General features: G+C 62.4%; 19 protein-coding genes. 9 read left to right on the top strand and 10 right to left on the bottom strand.

Going from position 1 to position 18,095, the window contains the following annotated elements; genetic code table 11:
• Nucleotides 1-133: 133 nt before the first annotated feature.
• The 6 genes from QPK31_RS19385 to cobA all read left to right on the top strand — a co-directional run bounded on the left by QPK31_RS19385 (nt 134) and on the right by cobA (nt 6,248).
• Nucleotides 134-1,819, top strand: coding sequence for a nitrite/sulfite reductase (locus tag QPK31_RS19385; RefSeq protein WP_290424527.1), 1,686 nt, complete (start codon nt 134-136; stop codon nt 1,817-1,819).
• On the top strand, nt 1,812-2,372 hold the full coding sequence (locus tag QPK31_RS19380; RefSeq protein WP_290424526.1) for a DUF934 domain-containing protein: 561 nt from the start codon (nt 1,812-1,814) through the stop codon (nt 2,370-2,372). The genes QPK31_RS19385 and QPK31_RS19380 overlap by 8 nt, the downstream gene beginning before the upstream one ends.
• Nucleotides 2,373-2,382: 10 nt before the next feature.
• Nucleotides 2,383-3,099, top strand: coding sequence for a phosphoadenylyl-sulfate reductase (locus QPK31_RS19375; RefSeq protein ID WP_290424525.1), 717 nt, complete (start codon nt 2,383-2,385; stop codon nt 3,097-3,099).
• 138 nt (nt 3,100-3,237) lie between these two features.
• Nucleotides 3,238-4,176 carry a sulfate adenylyltransferase subunit CysD gene (cysD, locus tag QPK31_RS19370; RefSeq protein WP_290424524.1) on the top strand — a complete coding sequence of 313 codons (939 nt, stop codon included), beginning with the start codon at nt 3,238-3,240 and terminating at the stop codon, nt 4,174-4,176.
• Entirely contained in the window at nt 4,176-5,522 is a 1,347-nt protein-coding gene (locus QPK31_RS19365; RefSeq protein ID WP_290424523.1) for a sulfate adenylyltransferase subunit 1, read from the top strand. The genes cysD and QPK31_RS19365 overlap by 1 nt, the downstream gene beginning before the upstream one ends.
• 12 nt (nt 5,523-5,534) lie before the next feature.
• Nucleotides 5,535-6,248, top strand: coding sequence for a uroporphyrinogen-III C-methyltransferase (cobA, locus tag QPK31_RS19360; protein WP_290424522.1), 714 nt, complete (start codon nt 5,535-5,537; stop codon nt 6,246-6,248).
• 178 nt (nt 6,249-6,426) lie between these two features.
• Here the strand turns inward: cobA and QPK31_RS19355 are convergent, their stop codons facing one another.
• Nucleotides 6,427-6,873 (bottom strand): hypothetical protein, encoded by a 447-nt coding sequence (locus QPK31_RS19355; protein ID WP_290424521.1) that lies wholly within the window; start codon nt 6,871-6,873, stop codon nt 6,427-6,429.
• 269 nt (nt 6,874-7,142) lie between these two features.
• On the opposite strand from QPK31_RS19355, the gene QPK31_RS19350 reads away from it, so the two are divergent.
• A complete protein-coding gene (locus QPK31_RS19350; protein WP_290424520.1) occupies nt 7,143-8,177 on the top strand; it encodes an alpha/beta hydrolase in 1,035 nt (344 codons plus the stop codon).
• Here the strand turns inward: QPK31_RS19350 and QPK31_RS19345 are convergent.
• The 3 genes from QPK31_RS19345 to lptF are packed head-to-tail and all read right to left on the bottom strand — an operon-like array spanning nt 8,161 to nt 10,885.
• Complete coding sequence (locus QPK31_RS19345) at nt 8,161-8,544, bottom strand: sirohydrochlorin chelatase (RefSeq protein ID WP_290424519.1); 384 nt, start codon at nt 8,542-8,544, stop codon at nt 8,161-8,163. The two genes, QPK31_RS19350 and QPK31_RS19345, sit on opposite strands and share 17 nt — an antisense overlap.
• Nucleotides 8,544-9,737, bottom strand: coding sequence for an LPS export ABC transporter permease LptG (gene lptG, locus QPK31_RS19340; protein ID WP_290424518.1), 1,194 nt, complete (start codon nt 9,735-9,737; stop codon nt 8,544-8,546). The genes QPK31_RS19345 and lptG overlap by 1 nt, the downstream gene beginning before the upstream one ends.
• Nucleotides 9,734-10,885, bottom strand: a complete 1,152-nt coding sequence (lptF, locus tag QPK31_RS19335; protein WP_290424517.1) for an LPS export ABC transporter permease LptF — start codon at nt 10,883-10,885, stop codon at nt 9,734-9,736. The genes lptG and lptF overlap by 4 nt, the downstream gene beginning before the upstream one ends.
• A gap of 79 nt (nt 10,886-10,964) precedes the next feature.
• On the opposite strand from lptF, the gene QPK31_RS19330 reads away from it, so the two are divergent.
• Nucleotides 10,965-12,461, top strand: a complete 1,497-nt coding sequence (locus tag QPK31_RS19330) for a leucyl aminopeptidase (protein ID WP_290424516.1) — start codon at nt 10,965-10,967, stop codon at nt 12,459-12,461.
• A 243-nt stretch (nt 12,462-12,704) separates the two neighbouring features.
• On the opposite strand, the gene QPK31_RS19325 is transcribed toward QPK31_RS19330, so the two are convergent.
• Both QPK31_RS19325 and QPK31_RS19320 read right to left on the bottom strand, forming a co-directional pair.
• Nucleotides 12,705-12,893 carry a DUF1653 domain-containing protein gene (locus tag QPK31_RS19325; RefSeq protein WP_290424515.1) on the bottom strand — a complete coding sequence of 63 codons (189 nt, stop codon included), beginning with the start codon at nt 12,891-12,893 and terminating at the stop codon, nt 12,705-12,707.
• Nucleotides 12,893-13,234, bottom strand: coding sequence for a hypothetical protein (locus QPK31_RS19320; protein ID WP_290424514.1), 342 nt, complete (start codon nt 13,232-13,234; stop codon nt 12,893-12,895). Before QPK31_RS19320 ends, QPK31_RS19325 begins: the two co-directional genes overlap by 1 nt.
• A gap of 686 nt (nt 13,235-13,920) precedes the next feature.
• Here QPK31_RS19320 and QPK31_RS19315 point away from each other — a divergent pair.
• Nucleotides 13,921-15,138: a site-specific integrase gene (locus QPK31_RS19315; protein ID WP_290424513.1), complete on the top strand. Its 1,218-nt coding sequence runs from the start codon at nt 13,921-13,923 to the stop codon at nt 15,136-15,138.
• A gap of 127 nt (nt 15,139-15,265) precedes the next feature.
• Here the strand turns inward: QPK31_RS19315 and QPK31_RS19310 are convergent, their stop codons facing one another.
• The 4 genes from QPK31_RS19310 to QPK31_RS19295 all read right to left on the bottom strand — a co-directional run bounded on the left by QPK31_RS19310 (nt 15,266) and on the right by QPK31_RS19295 (nt 17,750).
• Nucleotides 15,266-15,679 (bottom strand): type II toxin-antitoxin system HicB family antitoxin, encoded by a 414-nt coding sequence (locus QPK31_RS19310; protein WP_290424512.1) that lies wholly within the window; start codon nt 15,677-15,679, stop codon nt 15,266-15,268.
• Nucleotides 15,680-15,746: 67 nt separating this feature from the next.
• Nucleotides 15,747-15,929, bottom strand: coding sequence for a type II toxin-antitoxin system HicA family toxin (locus QPK31_RS19305; protein ID WP_290424511.1), 183 nt, complete (start codon nt 15,927-15,929; stop codon nt 15,747-15,749).
• Nucleotides 15,930-16,395: 466 nt separating this feature from the next.
• Nucleotides 16,396-16,797: a hypothetical protein gene (locus tag QPK31_RS19300; RefSeq protein WP_290424510.1), complete on the bottom strand. Its 402-nt coding sequence runs from the start codon at nt 16,795-16,797 to the stop codon at nt 16,396-16,398.
• 632 nt (nt 16,798-17,429) lie between these two features.
• Nucleotides 17,430-17,750, bottom strand: coding sequence for a hypothetical protein (locus QPK31_RS19295; protein ID WP_290424509.1), 321 nt, complete (start codon nt 17,748-17,750; stop codon nt 17,430-17,432).
• Between the last annotated feature and the right edge of the window lie 345 nt (nt 17,751-18,095).

Raw genomic sequence — 18,095 nt, 5'->3', positions numbered from 1 at the left:
CGCTATTTTATGCGAATGCTTATACCCCTACCGTATATAAGCAAATAAATTGTCAGTAGTTTGGAATAAAGCGTCGCAGGCTTACCATTCCATCTAGCCTAAAGGGCCGCCGGCCCGTCCTGACAGGAATGATATGTACCGCTACGACCATTACGACCATCTCATCGTCCGCGAGCGCATTGCGCAATACCGCGACCAGGTTGCACGCCGCCTGAACGACGAGCTGACCGAAGAAGAGTTCCTGCCGCTGCGCTTGCAGAACGGCCTGTACATGCAGCGCCATGCCTACATGCTGCGCGTCGCCGTGCCCTACGGCCTGCTGTCGTCGCAGCAGATGCGCATGTTCGCCCACATCGCGCGCAAGTACGACCGCGGCTACGGCCACTTCACCACGCGCCAGAACATCCAGTACAACTGGATCGAACTCGAGCAGACGCCGGAAATCCTGACCGACCTCGCCTCGGTCGAGATGCATGCGATCCAAACCTCGGGCAATTGCATCCGTAACATTACCACTGATGAGTTCGCCGGCGTGGCCGCCGATGAGATCATGGACCCGCGCGCATTCGCCGAGATCCTTCGCCAGTGGAGCACCTTCCACCCGGAATTCATCGCCCTGCCGCGCAAGTTCAAGGTGGCGATCAATGGTTCGGTGGAAGACCGTGCGGCGATTGCCATCCACGACATCGGCCTGACCCTGGTGAAAAACGAAGCGGGCGAAGTCGGCTTCAAGTTCATGGCTGGCGGCGGCATGGGCCGCACGCCGATCATCGGCAGCGTGATCCGCGACTTCCTGCCGTGGCAACACCTGCTCACCTATACCGAAGCCGTGATGCGCGTGTACAACTCGTACGGCCGCCGCGACAACAAGTACAAGGCCCGCATCAAGATCCTGCTGAAGGCCCTGGGCGTGGAAGAGTTCTCGCGCCTGGTCGAAGAGGAATGGCAAGACCTGAAGGATGGCCCGGAAACCCTGAGCCAGGAAGAATACGACCGCGTGGCCGCCTACTTCGAGGCGCCGCCGTATGCGACCCTGGACGCGATCGATCCGCTGGCCGCGCATCTTGATAACAAGGCCTTTGCCAACTGGCTGGGTCGCAACGTCAAGCCGCACAAGGTGCCGGGCTATGCCGCGGTCGTGCTGTCGCTGAAGAAAACCGGCGTGCCGCCGGGCGACGCCACCGCCGAGCAGATGGACTTCGTGGCAGATCTCGCCGACAAGTACAGCTTCGGCGAACTGCGCGTGACCCACGAGCAGAACCTGGTGCTGGCGGATGTGAAGCAATCCGACCTGTTCGAGGTCTGGCAGCTGGCCAAGGCTAAGGGCCTGGCGACGCCGAACATCGGCCTCCTGACCGACATCATTTCCTGCCCGGGCGGCGATTTCTGCTCGCTGGCGAATGCCAAGTCGATCCCGATCGCGGCGGCCATTGCCGAGCGTTTCGACGACCTGGATTTCCAGCACGACATCGGCGACATCGAACTGAACATCTCGGGCTGCATCAACGCCTGCGGCCACCACCACGTCGGTTCGATCGGCGTGCTGGGCGTCGACAAGGACGGCAGCGAGTGGTACCAGGTGTCGATCGGCGGCGCCCAGGGTAACAACGCGGCCATCGGCAAGATCATCGGCCCGTCGTTCTCGGCCGGCCAGATGCCGGAAGTGATCGGGCGCCTGCTGAACGTGTACGTGCAGAACCGTTTCGAAGACGAACGCTTTGCCGACACCGCGCAACGCCTCGGCATCGCGCCATTCAAGGAACACGTGTATGCCACGCCGATCCCGGCTGGCGAACTGGTTGGGGAAGACCATGCTTGAAGTAGTTCACGAACACATCATCCGCGGCCGCGAAGTCGTGGCCGACGACTGGCGCGTGCTGCGTCTCGAAGAAGGCGAAGCGCTTGACGCCGTCGTGGTCCCGGAAGGCAAGGTCATCGTCCCGCTTAGCGTGTGGCTGGCGCAGAAGGACACCCTGTCGGCGCGTGCCGAACTCGGCGTGTGGATCGCCGCCGACGAGCGCTTCGAAGCCCTGAAGGGCGACGCCGACCGCTTTGCCGTGATCGCGGTGGACTTCCCGAAATTTTCCGATGGCCGCGGCTATTCGATCGCCTACAACGTGCGCAAGCGCCTAGCCTACACCGGCGAACTGCGCGCCATCGGCGACGTGTTGCGCGATCAATTGTTCTCGATGTCGCGCGTCGGCTTCAATGCCTATGCGACGCGCCAGGACCGCTCGATCCACGACGCCCTGAAAGGCTTGACCGTGTTCTCGGAAACCTACCAGGCCTCGATCGACCAGCCGCTGCCGCTGTTCCGCCGCGCCCACCGCGACGCCAAGCCGGAACACACCGACGTCGGTGCCGGTATCTGAGGCCGATATCATGAGCGATCTCGCCAACCGTGTCGCCGACACGCAAGCCATCCTCGCGCGCATCGCGGCCGAGTACACGCCGGCCGTATTCGCGTCCAGCCTGGCGGCCGAGGACATGGTCCTGACCGACCTGATCCTGCGCGCGAATCTGCCGATCGGCATTTTTTCGCTGGAAACGGGCCGCTTGCACAAGGAGACGCTGGCGGTGCTGGATGCGGTCAACGCCCACTACGGCCACGACATCACCCTGTTCCGTCCGCAGGCCGAGGCGGTCGACGCCTATGTCGCCCAGAACGGCCTGAACGCCTTCTACGACAGCATCGAGATGCGGCGCGAATGCTGCCGCATCCGCAAGGTCGAGCCGCTGGGGCGCGCCTTGGCGGGAAATAAAGCCTGGATTACCGGCCAGCGCCGCGCCCAGTCCGCCACCCGTTCGGACTTGTCGACCCAGGAAGACGATCCGGCGCACGGCATGACCAAGTTCAATCCGCTGGCCGACTGGACCGAGGAACACGTCTGGGAATACATCCGCGCCAATAACGTGCCGTACAACGCCCTGCACGACCGCGGCTACCCCTCGATCGGCTGCGAACCCTGCACCCGCGCGATCCAGCCGGGCGAGGATGTGCGCGCCGGCCGCTGGTGGTGGGAAAACCCGGAATCCAAGGAATGCGGCCTGCACGTGGTCGACGGCAAACTAATCCGCATCAAATCCGTGGCTGCCTGAGAGCGCCGAACAGAACCGCCATGGCTGCGTTGCATCGTCTCGCCGTACTCACGTACTGTCTTCGACGCTGCGCCTTGCCCTGCCGGTCCTGTTCGACGCTCTTAACAGCAATATTCATGAGAATACAAGGCTCAGTTCATGACGAATCTTTCTGAAACCACCAACGTGCTGGCCGACGTCAACGCGCGCCACCTCGACGCCCTCGAGTCCGAGGCGATCCACATCCTGCGCGAAGTGGCGGCCGAATGCAGCAATCCCGCCCTGCTGTTCTCGGGCGGCAAGGACTCGGTCGTGCTGCTGCGCCTGGCCGAAAAGGCTTTCCGCCCAGGTAAATTCCCCTTCCCGCTGGTGCACATCGACACCGGCCACAACTTCGACGAAGTCATCGCCTTCCGCGATGCGCGCGTAGCGGAACTCGGCGAGCGCCTGATCGTCGGCTCGGTCGAGGATTCGATCAAGAAGGGCACGGTGCGCCTGCGCAATCCACAGACGGATTCGCGCAATGCCGCCCAGGCCGTGACGCTGCTGGAAACCATCGCCGAACATGGCTTCGACGCCTGCATCGGCGGCGCCCGCCGCGACGAGGAAAAGGCGCGTGCGAAAGAACGCATCTTCTCCTTCCGCGACGAATTCGGCCAATGGGACCCGAAAGCCCAGCGTCCGGAACTCTGGGACCTGTACAACACCCGCGTCCATCCCGGCGAAAACATGCGCGTGTTTCCGATCTCGAACTGGACCGAGCTCGACGTGTGGCAATACATCGCCCGCGAGAAGCTGGCCCTGCCATCGATCTATTTCGCGCACCAGCGCGAGGTGATTCCGCGTAACGGCCTGCTGGTGCCGCTGACCCCGCTGACCCCGGCGAAGGAAGGCGAAACCGTCGAAACGCAAACCGTGCGCTTCCGTACCGTGGGCGACATCTCCTGCACCTGCCCGGTATCGTCCGATGCATCGACCGTCGACGCCATCATCGCCGAAACCGCCGTCACCCAAGTGACCGAGCGCGGCGCCACGCGCATGGACGACCAGACCTCGGAAGCCTCGATGGAAAAACGCAAGAAGCAAGGATATTTCTGATGAATGCCCGCATTGACACTAACAGCGAACAACTCGAACAACACAGCCTGCTGCGCTTCATCACCGCCGGCTCCGTCGACGACGGCAAGAGCACCCTGATCGGCCGCCTGCTGTACGACAGCAAGGGCATCTTCGCCGACCAATTGGCGGCGGTGTCGCGCTCGAAGCACAAGCGCACCGTGGGCGACACCATCGACCTGTCGCTGCTGACCGACGGCCTCGAAGCCGAGCGCGAGCAAGGCATCACCATCGACGTCGCCTACCGCTACTTCGCCACGCCGAAGCGCAAGTTCATCATCGCCGACACGCCTGGCCACGAGCAATACACCCGCAACATGGTCACCGGCGCCTCGACCGCGGACGCGGTGATCATCCTGGTCGACGTGTCGAAGGTCAAACTCCGTGAAGACGGTGGTGTCGACCTGCTCATCCAAACCAAGCGCCACTCGACCATCGCCAAGCTGCTGCAGATCGAGCACGTGATCGTCGCCGTCAACAAGATGGACCTCATCGGCTACGACCAGGCGATCTACGACCGTATCGTCGCAGCGTATGGCGCGTTCGCGCAATCGCTGGGTCTGAAGGACGTCACCGCGATCCCGCTGTCGGCGCTGGCCGGCGACAACGTCGTCGACGCCTCGACCAACATGGACTGGTACCAGGGCCCGACCCTGATCGAGCTGCTGGAATCGCTGTCGGTGTACGACGAAGCCCATGGCAGTAATGTCCACCTTGCGCCGTTCCGCTTCCCGGTGCAGCTCGTCGCCCGCCACAACGGCCACGAAGCGAACGACTTCCGCGGCTACATGGGCCGCATCGAATCGGGCAAGGTAAGCGTCGGCGACAAGCTGGTGGTGCAGCCTTCCGGCCAGACGGCCACCGTGAAAGACATCGTCACTTTCGACGGTTCGCTGCAATCGGCGAGCGCCGGCCAGTCGGTGACCCTGCTGCTGGACGAATACCTGGACATCTCGCGCGGCGACACGCTGGCCGGCGCCAACGCCCCTGCGACCCTGCTGAAGCAGGTCGTGGCCGACGTGTGCTGGATGTCGGACGAGCCGCTGGATGCGCGCCGCAAGTACTGGATCAAGCACGGCACGCGCCAGACCGCCGCCAAGGTCACCAAGGTGGACACCCTGCTCGACGTGAACACCCAGGAGCGTAAGCCTGTCGACAGCGCCGCCCAGGGCCTGAAGCTGAACGACATCGCCCGCATCCACCTGACCGTGCAGCAGCCGCTGGCGGCCGACGCCTACGCCGACATCCGCGCAACCGGCGCCTTCATCCTGATCGACGAAGTCACCCACCAGACCGTCGCAGCGGGTATGATTCGCCTGGATAACTAACAGGAGTAGTGGATGGCGGGGAAGGTTTACCTGATCGGCGCCGGCCCCGGTGCGGCCGACCTGATCACCGTGCGCGGGGCGCGTTTACTGGCACAGGCCGAGGTCGTGCTCTACGACGCGCTGGTGACGCCCGAGATGCTGGCACTCTGTGCGCAGGCCGAGCTGATCTCGGTCGGCAAGCGTTCCGGCCAGCGCTCGACGGCGCAGGATGCCATCAACGGCCTGCTGGTGGACTGCGCCTTCAAGTACAGGATGGTGGTGCGTTTGAAGGGCGGCGACCCGATGCTGTTCGGACGCGCGGACGAGGAATTGCGCGCGCTGGAAGCTGAAGGCATCGACGTCGAGATCGTGCCTGGCATTACCACGGCGGTGGCTGCCGCCGCCGCCGCCAAACAGCCGCTCACCAAGCGCGGCGTGGCGCGCAGCGTTGCCTTCTTCACCTCGAGTACCGCGCCGGACCAGCCGGAACACCCCGCCCTTCCCCACACCGACACCATGATCCAGTACATGGGCGGACGCGAAGCCGCGGCCACCGCCGAACGCCTGCTGGCGCAAGGCCGCAGCGCGGATACGCCGGTGGTGGTGGTGGAAAATTGCAGCCGCGCCGATGAACGGATCGCGCGCCTGACCTTGACCGACCTCGCGCGCGGGCTGGATGCGGCCCAGGGGCCGGTGCTGGTAATGATTGGCGAAGCGCTGCGCTTGCGCGAGCATCAGGTACGCTGAACCTGGACACGCTCGCGGAATAACGTAGGGTGGGCGCCCCGTGCCCACGCGTGAACGTCGATCATTGTTGGCGTTTTGTGGCGCTTGAATACGTCAACAATGTTCATGCTTCACGCGTGGGCACAGGGCGCCCACCCTACCGCAATCACATGTAGCCGCCACAGCGACCGTTGACGACCTACCCCGGGCAATGCGCCCGCGCCCCGTCGTATTCCTCGATCTGCAGCACCAGCCTGTCGGCCGCCGCCCAGGTATCGGCCGCGATCCGGTTCAGCTGCGCGATCGCCGCTTCCAGCCGTGCGCCCGTGCGGCCGCGGCATTCCTTCACGTGCCACTGCGCCAGGTCGCGGCGCATCTCGCTCAGGTCGTCCTTCAGTTCGCCCAGCATGCGCCGCAGGTTGCGGTCGGCGTCGACGCGGCCCTCGATGCTGCCGGCGTGCAGGTGGCCCGACATGATGCCGATCTTGGTGCGCATGGCGTTGACGCGGCGCGCGGCGGCGTCGATGCGGCGCGCGCAGCGCATCTCCACCAACAGCGCCGCTGGCAAACGGGCGATGCGGCGACCTACGGCCAGGACGGCCCCCAGCAGCGTGGCAACGAAGCGCTTCAGGTTCGGTGGAAGCATGGCGGGCCCGGTTCGGTTGGAGGGCCGGCCCGTATGGATGAGCCGGAAATGCCCGAGCAGTGTGGGTGCTTTCCGAACGAGTGTCAAACGACCACGCGGCGCGATGCCATGATTCGGAACAATCCGTGGCGTGTTCGCCGCATTCCTTGTCAAGACCGCATCGGAAGCCTTGTCAGAACGGCAGCGTGTGCATGCAGGGGGACGCCAGCGCACAGTCGGGATGCACAGCACGGCCTAGACTGGCCACATCGCTTTTTGCAAACACGACGATGACCACGATCCCGCTGGACGCCGCCACCCTGGACGAAGCAAGCCGCTTCAACCGCAAGCTCGCCTGGGCGCCGCGCTTCCGTATCCGCAACCGCTTCATGCCCATGCTCGGGCAGGCGCTGCTGCGCCTGTCGCAGCTCGGCGCCGACCGCAAGCTGGCGCGCGCCGGCATCCGCGTCGAGCAGGGCATCGCCGATGTCGACGGCCTGCGCGTGCCCGTGCGTATCCTGCGGCCCGCCGCCACGCCGAAGGCACTGATCCTCGACATCCACGGCGGCGGCTGGGTGATCGGCAATGCGCGCATGGACGACCGCCACAACGCCTTGCGCGTGCAGGCCTGCGACGCGGTGGTGGTCTCGGTCGACTACCGCCTGGCCACGCGCGCGCCCCTGCAGGCGATCATGGACGACTGCCTGGCCGCCGCGCGCTGGACGCTCGGCGCCGGCTTGCCCGCGTACCGTACGCTGCCGGTGTTCGTGGTCGGCGAATCGGCCGGCGGCCACCTGGCGGCCAGCACCCTGCTGCGCCTGAAGGCCTGGCCGGAATTAATGGAGAGGATCGCCGGCGCGCTGCTGTTCTACGGCGTCTACGACCTGGCCGGCACGCCCAGCGTGCAGGCGGCCGGGCCGGAGACCCTGGTGCTGGACGGCCCCGGCATGGCGCCGGCCCTGCGCCTGCTCACGCCCGGCATGAGCGACGCCGAGCGGCGCCGCCCGCCCCTCTCGCCCCTGTATGGCGAGCTGGAAGGCATGCCGCCGGCCTGGATGATCGCAGGCGACATCGACCCGCTGCGCGACGACACCCTGCAGATGGCGCAGCGCTGGCGCGAGGTGGCGGATGTGGAGTTGAACCTGCTGCCGGAAGCGCCGCACGGCTTCATCCACTTCCCGACGCGGATGGCGCAGCTGGCGCTGGCGCGCAGCCATGCCTGGATGCGCGAGCAGCTTGTGCGCTACGAATTGAAGCGAAATGAAAGCGAGACGGGGAGTCTCGCCCAGGCGGCGCTCGGCTCGAGCCTTAGCCCAGCGCCTTGAGGCAGTAGTCGCTCATCGCCGCCAGCACGGCCGGGTCTTCGCCGACGGCGCCGGCCACCTCCAGGCGCAAGGCCGGATGCGCGGCGCGCAGCTCGTCGGCGAGCAGCGGCAGGTCGCGCAGCAGATGCCCGCCCTGTCCCAGGAACACCGGCACCACCGTCACATCCAGCACGCCGCGTGCGACCAGGGCGCCCACCACGCCCGGCAGGCGCGGCTCCATCAGTTCGAGGAAGGCGAGTTCGACGTCGACATCCGGCAGGCGTGCGCGGTTGATGTCGCGCAGGCGCTCGAAGGGCGCGGCCCAGGACGCGGCGCGGGCGCCGTGGGCGAACAGGACCAGCGCGCGCCGTTGGGTTAGTGTGTTCATCAGTGCCGCTCCACCCAGCGCAGCGCGCCGATCGCCAGCAGCAGGAACAGCAGGCTCGGCGCCGCCGCCGTCATGAAGGCCGGCCAGGTCGACAGCATCCCGAGGTGCGAGAACAGCGAATTGATGAGGATGAAGCTCACCCCGATCATGATGCCCACAAAAATCTTCAGGCTGACGCCGCCGCTGCGCGTATGCAGGTAGGCAAACGGCAAGGCCAGCGCCATCAGCACGAAGATCGCCAGCGGGTCGATCAGCTTTTTCCAGAACGCGATCTGGAAGCGCTCGCTCTCCTGGCGGTTCTCGACCAGGTGGCGCGAGTACACGGCCAGTTCGTTGGCCGACATGCGCTCGGGGTCGCGGCGCGAGACTTGCAGGATCTTCGGCGTGATCTCGGACACCAGGTCCAGGCTCGGGACGCGGCGCGTGGCGACCGCGCTGGTCTCCTGGCCGTAGGTGCTCTGGATGGTCTGCCCTTTCGGCACCGGCGCACCGGGTTCCGGCAGCGTGCGGCTGTTGCTGAACAGGGTCTCGGTCACGTCCTGCAGGCGCCAGGTGCTGTTGCCGCTGAAGCTGGCACGCGCCGCGGTATAGATGGCACGCATGCGCATCGAGGTGTCGAATTCGTAGACGCGCACATCGAGCAGCTGGCCGTCGGGTGCGATCTGGCGCGCATTGAAGAAGCGCGAGCCGGTGACCGGGCCGCGCACGCCGTTCGGACCCGGCGCATGCACGTTATCCTTGGTCCACATCCCCGAACGGAATTCCGAGGCCAGCGTTGCGCCCTTGGCCGACAGGCGCACCTTTTCCGCCAGCGGCGCGGTGCGCGGCGTGACCAGCTCGCCGAAGATAAAGGTGATCACCACGAAGACGATGCCGATTTTAAAGAGCATCCAGCCGGCCATGCGGGTCGACATCGAGGACGCGCGCATGATGGTGAATTCCGAGCTTTGCGCGAACTGCGCCATCGCGTAGATGGTGCCGATCAGCGCCGCCACCGGCATCACCTCGTACACGTGCCCGGGCAGCATCAGCGCCACGTACATCAGCGCGTGCTGGAACTGGTAGTTGCCCTTGCCGACCGACGGCAGTTCGCCGGTCAGGTCCATGAAGGCGATCAGGCCGAGGAAGGCGAACAGCACGAAGACCACGGCCTGCGCGATGTTCACGGCGAAGTAGCGTTGCAGGACTTTCATCGCGCGGCTCCTCCAGCCAATTCAGGCGACTTGCGCAGCAGGCGGCGCCGCTTCCAGGCGTTGAGCCACACCAGCGGGTGGTAGCGGTGGTTCACGTTCAGGCGCCAGGCGAACAGGGCCACCACAATGACCGCCACGACCAGGTGCAGCGGCCACCAGGCCAGCGCGAAATCGAGCTTGTCCTTCTTGACGCTGGCCTCGACCATCTTGACCAGGTTGTTATAGGTGAAGAAGATCAAGAGCGCCAGGATCAGGTTGGCCGAACTGCCGGCGCGCGGATTGACGAAGCCGAGCGGGATCGCCAGCAGCACCAGCACCAGGCAGACGATGGGCGAGGAAATGCGCGACAAGAGCTCGGAGCGCGTGTACTGGTTGTCCAGGGCCAGCAGCGCGGCGGTCGGCTGGGCGTCGAGCGGCACGTCGGTGCCCAGCACCGGTACCTTGGTCGCTACGCGCATGCTGTAGCGCTCGAACTCCATCGACTGGTAATCGGCCTGGCCCGGCACGCCCTGGTAGCGGCGGCCATTCTTGAGGACCAGGAACTGGCCGCCCTTGCCGTCCGGTTCGATCACGCCTTCCTTGGCGACGACGATGGAATTGCCGGCGCCCTGCATGGTATTCACAAACACGTTCTGCACCACGGTCGACCCGTTGGCGCTGCCCTCGACGAAGAACACGCGGTCGCTCGACGAGGACTCGCGGAACTGGCCCGGCGCCACGCGCTTCAGGTCTTCGCGCTTCTCGAAGCGCTGGACGAATTCGGTGCTCTTCATCTTGGCCCAGGGCGTGACGAACAGCGACAGCATGGCGACCAGCAGCACCATCGGAATGCCGAACACCAGCACCGGCCGGATCCACGCCAGCAGCGACTGTCCCGAGGCGAACCAGACCACCATTTCGGAATCGCGGTAGGTGCGTGTGACCACGACCAGCACGGAAATAAAGCTGGTGAGAGTCAGGACAGTTGGCAGATAATTCAGGGATTGAAACGCGATCAGGGCGACGACATCGCTCGATGCGACACGCCCGCCAGCGGCTCGGCCGAGAATGGCGATCAGGGTCCAGGTAATGCATACCGTGAACAGCACCGTGAAGGTTGCTCCGGCCGCGCTGGCCAGTTCACGGTACAAGGCGCGTGAAAAAATCATTCGATAGTTATAATTGCAGGTTGAGCAGTAGCCGCACTTGTATTCGCATGCTGCGCACAAAACGAAACGGGAGAATCAAATGGACTTTAGCATAAAAGCATTCGACACAAAAAACACCCTGGCGGCAGCCAAATCCGGCTGTGTGGCAGTGGCGGTGTTCGAAAACAAAAAACTGTCGCAGGCTGCGAAGGCCCTCGATCAAACCGGCGAAATCACGGCGGCATTGAAGTCGGGCGACATCAGCGGCAAGGCCGGTTCGACCCTGTTGCTGCGCGGCGTGGCCGGCGTGACCGCGGCGCGCGTGCTGCTGGTCGGCATGGGCGCGGACGAAGTGGTCAGCGAAAAGAATTTCAGCACCGCGGTGAACGCCACCCTGAAGGCCTTTGCATCGCTCGGCGCTGCGGATGCCATTATCGCATTTCCGACCACCGAAGTGAAAGAGCGCGAGCCCGAGTGGGCGCTGCGCGCAATCGTCGTGGCCGCCAATGAAGGCGAGTTCCGTACCGATATCCAGAAAAGCAAGAAAGACCCAGCGCTGACCGGCGTGCGCAAGATCACCGTCGCCGTGCCGCTGGCCAGCCCGCAAGCCAAGGCCTCGCTGGCGCAGTCGATCGCCATCGCCAACGGCATGGCCCTGACCAAGGAACTCGGTAACCTGTCGCCGAACGTCTGCACCCCGACCTACCTCGCCACCGTCGCCCGCAAGCTGGCCGACGACCACGGCTTCGACATCGAAGTCCTGGAACGCAAGCAGCTCGAAGCCCTGAAGATGGGCAGCTTCCTGTCGGTGACCAAGGGCAGCGACGAAGCGCCGAAGTTCATCGTCCTGAAGCACATGGGCGGCGGCAAGAAGGATGCGCCTGTGGTCCTGGTCGGCAAGGGCATCACCTTCGACACTGGCGGCATTTCGCTGAAACCTGGTCCTGGCATGGACGAGATGAAGTACGACATGTGCGGCGCCGGCTCGGTGCTGGGCACCTTCCGCGCCATCGGCGAGATGGGCCTGAAGCTGAACGTGATCGGCATCGTGGCGGCCTGCGAAAACATGCCGTCGGGCCGTGCCTCGAAGCCGGGCGACATCGTCACCTCGATGAGCGGCCTGACCATCGAGATCCTGAACACCGACGCCGAAGGCCGCCTGATCCTGTGCGACGCGCTCACCTACGCCGAGCGCTTCAAGCCTGCGGCCGTGGTCGACATCGCCACCCTGACCGGCGCCTGCATCGTCTCGCTGGGCCACCACAACAGCGGCCTGTTCACCCGCCACGACGCCGCCCACGACGCCCTGGCCGACGAGCTGCTGCAAGCGGGCAAAGAAACCGGCGACGGTGCATGGCGCCTGCCGATCGGCGAGATCTACAACGACCAGCTGAAGTCGAATTTCGCCGACCTGGCGAACATCGGCACCCCGGGCGGCGCCTCGATCACCGCGGCCTGCTTCCTGGAGAACTTCACCCGCAACTACACCTGGGCTCACCTGGACATCGCGGGTACGGCGTGGAAGAGCGGCGCATCGAAAGGCGCGACCGGCCGTCCGGTGCCGCTGCTGACCACCTTCCTGATGAACCGCGTGTGATAACGGTCAGGATGGAATAAAAACGGGCCGCGGATGCGGCCCGTTTTTATTGGCGATGACAATGAAAACGGCGGGGGTTCGTAGGGTGGACACCTGTGTCCACGCGGTATGGTACCGCCGCGTCAAACCGGCATCGACCGACATCGATACATTCGCCAATGGGAATTTTTTGGCCGCCGCGTGGACGCGAACGATGAGACAGCGTGGACACAGGTGCCTAGCGCGGCCCGGTCCACCCTACGTTTACGACACCGGCGCAAACCTTGGCGTCATCACGCCATCGACATCGACCAGCTCGAAGAACACGGCTTTCGGCCGTGCCCAGATGGACCCGTCCGCCGCGCGGTAGATGATCATGGGCGACAGGTCGGCCTCGAGCGTGGCTTCGCACACCAGCTCGTAGAGGCCGCCTTTGTAGTGCCGGTACTGCATCAGGCCTGGTCGGCCGTCGCTTTTTGACGCTTCTTCAGGCCCTGGATGACCTTCAGCACGCCTTCCATGCCGGCGCTCTCGTCGAGGTCGCTGAACGCGTCGAGCACCTCGTTGAGCACGCGGTTGCGGACCGCGGCTTCGTCCTGCTGCATCGCCGCAGCACCCTGCTCGGCGAACTTCGACGGCGACTCGGCTGCCGCCTTGGCGCCACTGGCCAGGGCTGCCTGCCAGATCACCCAGCGGCGCTGGGTTTCGAAGACGAGGTATTCCTCGGGCTTGTCTTCACGGCGTCGAACAATGTGGCCATCGCGCTGGGCCCACGCTTCAAATGCACTGCGCATCTCTGTCCTTTTCTGATGGGTACGGAAACTCGCTATCGAAACAGCAACATTTCACCATAGTACCATTCTGTTGCAATAACCCTTGCACGAATGAACTTTCAATCGTGCGCGGCTTGCGACTCAGCGATTGCCTGAAATAGCTCAGGCCGCCTAACGGCATACTACATCGCAAGTTATACAAAAACAACTAGAAGTTCCTTGATAGTAACAATTTGCAAACGTTAATTCTTATGCTTGAATTTGTCACATCCTGCTACGCCCTGAGCCCAAGACGTGACATTGCATATATTTTAATACACAAAGCTAGCTCTTGAGCATGTGGCTTGCAATTTAAGCAAACCGCATGGCGGGCCAGGCAAGGAAACTTCGGCTGGGGAAGTTGCAGGATTTGCGGTGAGCGCCGATACTGCGCACGAGCCGCGGCGGAAGGTCCGCCCGGCGCTTCACCTACCACGCGCATACATGAAAATAGCAACATGGAACTTCCATTGTTGACTATAAGCACCTCTCCGCGCCGCATTTTTCTGCTCTCTCGCCCTATGGGCAGGTCTTTTGTTGTATCTTGTTGTCTCTTGCTGGATCGCACTGACGAGGCATCTTTTTGTAGCTAGTTTTGTAGCTACGATTTGTAGCCAGCTGATAGAGGGGTTCCTGTGCCGAAGAGATTAATAAATCAACTAAATGACATGCAGCTACGCCGGTGGATTGCTGCCGACGTGCCTATTGCCAAATCCGATGGCGGCGGTCTGACATTCACATTGTCGAAAGGTGGCACCGCCTCCTGGGTGCTCCGCTATATGCGCGATGGTAAAGCCAAAGAGCTGACGCTCGGCAATTACCCAGACCTGGCTCTATCAGCCGCCCGGAAGCTGGCGGCCGAGCATCGCGTTTCTGTCGACAAGGGCGAAGACCCTGCCGCACAAAAGCGGGCCGAGCGATTGAAATCCCGCGCCGCCTGGACGGTACGGGAGCTGGCGGCGGATTTCAGGGAGAAGGCGCTTCACTCCGGGACCTTGGCCAAGGCGACCGTCTACTATCGGGAATGGGATCTCGACACGGTTATCCTGCCGCGGCTCGGGCCGGTGGAGGTGCGCAGCGTGACGGCCGAGGACGTCGTCGACCTCCTGGAACGGTCGGGCCGTACCTGGACGATGCAGAAGCGCATCCTCACCACCACCGTTCAGTTGTTCGATCATGCGATCGGGCGCCAGCTGATCAAGGTGAACCCGGCAGGCGCAATTAAGCTCAAAGCGCTGTTGGGACCACGGCCGGCAGTGCGCAAACGGCTGATGCTCACCGAAGCGGAGTTGCGCACTCTACTGGCGAGCATCGACGACATTGGACGGGAGAACGCCCTGGCCTTCCGAATATTGCTTGCCACCTGTGTTCGCACGGTCGAACTGGTAAAGGCACGGTGGGAGCACGTCGACTTTGATCGTGGCACCTGGTATGTCCCTGACGAGTCGGTAAAAACGCGGACGGGTTTCCTGGTGCCGCTTACGCCGACGGTGGCCGAATGGTTCAAGGAGCTAAAGAGGCTCGCGGAGGATTCACCATGGGTACTGCCGGCCAGAGATCGCAGGCGCACGGGCGAGCACGTTGGCCGAACCACTTTATGGGCCGCGATAGAGCGCGCGTTCGTGCGCGATGAGATCGAAATTCGGCGATTCACTCCACATGACACGCGCAGTACCGCCAAGGGTCACATGCGTAACATGGGTGTTTCGCGAGAGATTTCAGAGATTGCGCTGAACCACGCGCTCAAGGGCATGGAGGCAATCTACGACGTACGGGAGGAAATCCCGGAACGGCGCCGCGCGCTGGAACTGTGGGCGTCGTTTTTGGAAGCATGCGAGCAAGGCCGGCAGTGGAACGTGGTTCCTCTGGTCCGGCCGGCTGCATAGCGCAGGGGGGGTCCGCTGGCTGACAGTTTGGCCCGTTCCCGATTGCGACATCAAGAAGAATTGCCGCGTATTATTGCGCTTCCTACGTTGTACCTGTGGGCCCGATTGCCGTCGGGCCCTTTTTTCGTCAGGCCGCCTTGCTCTCCTCGGCCATCAGCGCCAGCGCCGCGCGCGCCAAGAAACCGCTGCGGGTCTCGTGGCGCGACTCTGCGAACGCGTCAACCCTGGTAAGGACGTAGCTCGGCATGGTGATGTTGATGCGCTCGGCCTTCGTGCTGAGCTTCGACAGATCGACGTCGACGAAGGCCCAGACGGCGCCGGCGTAGTCCTGATCCGTTGCGAGCTGTTCGATGCTGGACGCCTTCAAGTCGACCGTTTCGCCCAGCTGCAACAGAGTGCCCACGTGGTGATAGATTGCCTCCCTGGCGCTCTTCATCGCGTCGTCGATAGTGTCGCCGGCCGAGAAGCAGCCAGGTAGATCGGGTACCGTGACCCCGTACCCGGTATCCGGGTCTTTGTGAATTGCGATTGGCAGTTCCATGATTTCCTCCTTCTGGATGGAATCGAGAGTCCTCTGAATTGCCCCGGGTTTCCCCGGGGCTTTCCGTCTACGCTAGCCCGGCTATCTTCAGGAGCTTTCGGAGCGTTCCTATCGGGAGGTCTTTTCGCGGATGCTGCACCGTTACTATTTCCCTCACCTTTGGGTGCTTGAAGGTTCGGTGGCTTCCATCTCTGCTCACCTCTTTCCAGCCCGCTTCCTCAAGCTTCCGAATCAGAGTTTTTGAATCCATCAGACTCTCCGTTTCGTTGTTGATGTGTGTATTATACACACTAATACTAGAATGTGTACAGTGTGTATAAATATTTTCAGCAACGAATCACAGCTCGATGCCGAGCAGCAGAGCCAACGCGCGCTATAGTGTGGCCATGACACGCCCGCCCTTTCTCACCGCCAGCGCGTACGCGCGGCACAGGTCGTCACTGGCTCTGGACCGGTTCATCTTCGCCGAGAGTGACGAGGTCCGCCGAGCCGCCATACGATGGGCGCGCGCATGGGCCGCGCGAGCGCGCCTCACTCGTCCCTTTTCGGGCACCCGGTGATAACCACCTCAAGCTTCAAGGCATAGCCCTCCCAGGCAGCGCCGTCGATCAGCGCCGCCTGTGCGGCCGCCTAGTGGCCCGGGTAGGGGCCGGCGTTGGGACTTCGTTCAGTTGAATGCGAACGTCTGCTATCGACCCAAAGCAGACGCAATCGCGTCACCACCATTTGTCGAACTGGTGGAATGCTGCATGCAGCGCTCGCATTGATCCTGCATTGATCGTCAGACGAATTGCTATGCAGTCGCCATCTTGTGACTGTCTTTGCGAAGGAGGATTGATAGTTAGATACTCCTGAGATGACTGCCGCTCGAAGTGAAGGACCTCGTACTCGCTCATGTCAAGCAGTCGAGCGTCGCAGCCGTCACGAAGTTCAGTTTCAAATCGAACAAGGGCCTCATATTCAAACCAATGATGCGCGGCAGTCCATTTGAGACTCTGGCTTCGACCTGAATACTCGACTTCAAGCCGGGCCTGGACACCTAGATCCATAGGATCTACATCTGCAAACTCAAGCTGGAACTTGAGCGGCCCTTCAACGAAAGCTACGTCGCCAGCCATCTAAATCCTTTCTTGGGTGTGGTTGCCTCGGACTTTCGAAACGTCCGCTCTTGGCCGGTTGCGGCCGTTCAGTGTACGACAGCTCTCGACCAATTTCGGACGTTCCGTCAGCGCTTCGCGCCTGTAGTGAAAACTTACCGGTGAGGTCGCGTCTGCTTGAGGTCGCGTCGTACGGCCAAGCTTCCGCCAACACAGACGAGTAAAAGCAGCGCACCAGGTATCAAGGAAATTAAGGTTTCTGTTTTTCCTGCTACGGGCCAACCGTTCAACGCCAGCCTTGCTATGGTCAGCAGCCATACGGCCGAAACCCCTGAGCCGATGGCATACCAAAGATAGCTGGCCCAAGTTCGTTTAAGTAACAGTCCTGTTCCACAAAACGTGAGTACTAGGGCCGCAACATACCAAAGCGGTTGCACATAGTGGGCCGCCCACCAGCAGAGATAGCAAGCGGTTAGAAGCAGGACAATTGAAAGGGCCTTTACGATCATTGCAGGTCGTCAGTTCCTGAAAAGTATTAGATGTCCGCTCCTGGCCGATTGCAGACGTTCAGGGCAGCATAGCATGTTGCCAAGCCGAAAAATCTCTCACAACGTCACGAACGTCCGCAACCGACCCGAAGCAGACAATCATTGCTAGGCGAAAGCGGAGACGACCAGCCACGACATACCTGCGCTAACAAACCAAACAAACATCCTTTTTACGACGATCCAATACTCGGCACGTGCGTCCGCATCAAGAACCCAAGAACGGCTTAACGCACCGGTGTTTTGGCCGATGACTAAGAAGAATACAGGTAGAAAAAGGAACAGCGCAGCGCTCGTAAGTGATGCCAAGTTGGAGGCACTAACAGACCCAAATGTTGCTTGTTCAGACCATGCTTCAAACAGAGTGAGACCAATCGATGACCAAATTCCACCGAGAGCAGCAGTTTTGCTAGTTGCAGTAATCACCATTCTTACTTCTTCCTTCGGGTCGTCATGTCTACGTCCGCTCCTGGCCGTTTGCGGACCTTGTGTAGCGTCTGCTAACGACCCATTGCGGACATTGGTACTGCCCACTTCCTTAAAAAGCACTTACAGGTTTAAGAGTCGTGTCAAATGGGTCTCCATAGATGGGTTCCCTTTGCCCAGACCCGACATTTCTCTTAAAACGTCGAGCCAGTTGCTAAGAAACGCTTTGTCGCGCCTCAGCCTCTGTCGGTCCGTGTTCCAGTGAGTTTGGTAGCTTCGGTTGCGAGAATTAAGATCCGCAATTCGCACGGTACAGGCATCGCAATACGGCGGTAACCACCAGACATA

The sequence above is a fragment of the Massilia sp. YIM B02769 genome, from assembly GCF_030411995.1.
Lineage (GTDB): Bacteria > Pseudomonadota > Gammaproteobacteria > Burkholderiales > Burkholderiaceae_D > Telluria.
Note: the sequence above shows the minus strand (reverse complement) of the source record. Positions and strands in the feature narration are given on the sequence as shown.